This window comes from Streptomyces sp. (assembly GCF_036524955.1).
Taxonomy (GTDB): Bacteria; Actinomycetota; Actinomycetes; order Streptomycetales; family Streptomycetaceae; genus Actinacidiphila.
The window spans coordinates 1-2,073 of the sequence record NZ_DATDBG010000062.1 but is presented as its reverse complement, the minus strand read 5'-3'; the positions used below and the strand labels follow the sequence as shown (position 1 = coordinate 2,073).

Here is a 2,073-nt window from a genome sequence, read left to right as displayed (position 1 = left end):
ACCGGATCCTCCAGACGCTCTACAACCTGGGTCCGGCCCCAGAGCCGAACCTCACCGTGTTCTGGAGTGACCGGCTGCCCGAGCCGTTCAAGCAGTTCTGCGCGCAGGTGTCCATCGACACCTCCGCGATCCAGTACGAGTCCGACGAGCTCATCCGTGGCAACTACGGCGACGACGCGGCCATCGCGTGCTGCGTGTCCGCGATGCGCGTGGGCAAGCAGATGCAGTTCTTCGGCGCCCGCGTCAACCTCGCGAAGACGCTGCTCTACGCGATCAACGGGGGGCGCGACGAGGTCAGTGGCGAGCAGGTGGCCCCGCCCACGCCGCCGGTGTCGGGCGACGTGCTCGACTACGACGACGTGCGGCACCGCTTCTCCACGCTGCTGAGCTGGCTGGCCGAGACCTACGTCGACGCGCTCAACTGCATCCACTACATGCACGACAAGTACGCGTACGAGCGGCTGGAGATGGCGCTGCACGACTACCCCGTGCACCGCTTCATGGCCTGCGGGATCGCGGGGCTGTCGGTCGTCGCGGACAGCCTGTCCGCCGTCAGGTACGGCCGGGTGAGGGTGATCAGGGACGCCACCGGGCTCGCCGTGAACTACGAGCCGCAGGGCGACTGGCCGGCGTACGGCAACAACGACGACCGCGCCGACGCTCTCGCGACCGGACTGGTCGAGTCGTTCATGGCCAAGATCACCCGGTACCCCGCGTACAGGAACGCCGAGTACACCCAGTCGGTGCTCACCATCACCTCCAACGTGGTGTACGGCAAGCACACCGGCAACACCCCCGACGGCCGCCCGGCCGGCGCGCCCTTCGCGCCGGGCGCCAACCCGATGAACGGCAGGGACCGGCACGGCATGGCAGCCGCCGCGCTGTCGGTCGCCAAGATCCCGTACGAGGCGGCGCGCGACGGCATCTCGCTGACGTCCACGATCACCCCCGAGGGCCTCGGCCACGACCCGACGGAACGCGCGGGGAACCTGGTGGGCCTGCTCGACGCCTACATGGCGGCCGGCGGCTTCCACCTGAACGTCAACGTCCTGGACCGCGCCACCCTCGAAGACGCCATGGAGCACCCGGAGAAACACCCGGACCTGACCATCCGCGTCTCCGGGTACGCCGTCAACTTCGTCCGGCTGACCCGCGAGCAGCAGCTCGACGTGATCAGCCGCACCTTCCACGGAACGCGGTGACGCCGTGACGGCACATGTTGCCAGGACCGGCCGGATCCACTCCTGGGATCTGTCCACCGGCGTGGACGGGCCCGGGACCCGGTTCGTGCTGTTCCTCAGCGGCTGCCCGCTGCGCTGCCAGTACTGCGCCAACCCTGACACCTGGTACATGCGCGACGGGCGGGCGACCACCGTGGACGAGGTGGTCGGGGAGATCGAACGGTACGCGGACTTCCTGACCGCGGCCGGCGGCGGAGTCACCCTCAGCGGCGGCGAACCGCTGCTCCAGCCCGCCTTCACCGGCGAGGTCCTGCACCGCTGCCGCCGGCTCGGCCTGCACACCGCACTGGACACCTCCGGGTACCTCGGCGTGCGGGCCTCCGACGAGATGCTCGCAGACACCAGCCTCGTCCTGCTGGACGTCAAGTCCTTCGACGCCCCGACCTACCGCGACCTCACCGGCGCCGCCCTGGCCCCCACCCTCGCCTTCGCCACCCGCCTGGACCGCCTGGGAGTCCCGGTTCGCATCCGCTATGTGCTCGTACCCGACCGGACCGACGACGAGGAGGCGGTCGAAGGCCTCGCCGCGTTCGCCGCCGGGCTGCGGAACGTCCAGCAGATCGACGTCCTGCCCTTCCACAAACTCGGCGCCGCCAAGTACGAGGCCCTCGGTATCCCTTTCCCCCTCCGCGACACCCCATCGCCGGAACCCGCGCTCACCGAACGGGTCCGCGGGCAGTTCCAGGCACACGGCCTGCGCGCCGTCTGAGGCGGCCGAGGACGTGCCGCGGCCATGGCAGCGACCGGTCTGACACGCGAAGGCGGATGGACGAGGTCGCTTCCCCCGGGACCGGGCGCCGGGAACGGTGGTCGTGACGATGAACCGCCCGTG

The 2,073-nt window shown here is 70.2% G+C and carries 2 protein-coding genes; both read left to right on the top strand.

The window, feature by feature from the left end; genetic code table 11:
- A partial coding sequence (locus VIW71_RS05045) for a pyruvate formate lyase family protein (protein WP_331620741.1) occupies nucleotides 1-1,202 on the top strand: 1,202 nt, incomplete at its 5' end.
- Nucleotides 1,203-1,206: 4 nt separating this feature from the next.
- The gene (pflA, locus tag VIW71_RS05040) at nucleotides 1,207-1,950 is read left to right on the top strand and encodes a pyruvate formate-lyase-activating protein (protein WP_331620740.1); all 744 of its coding nucleotides are present in this window, start codon (nucleotides 1,207-1,209) and stop codon (nucleotides 1,948-1,950) included.
- Nucleotides 1,951-2,073 lie beyond the last annotated feature (123 nt).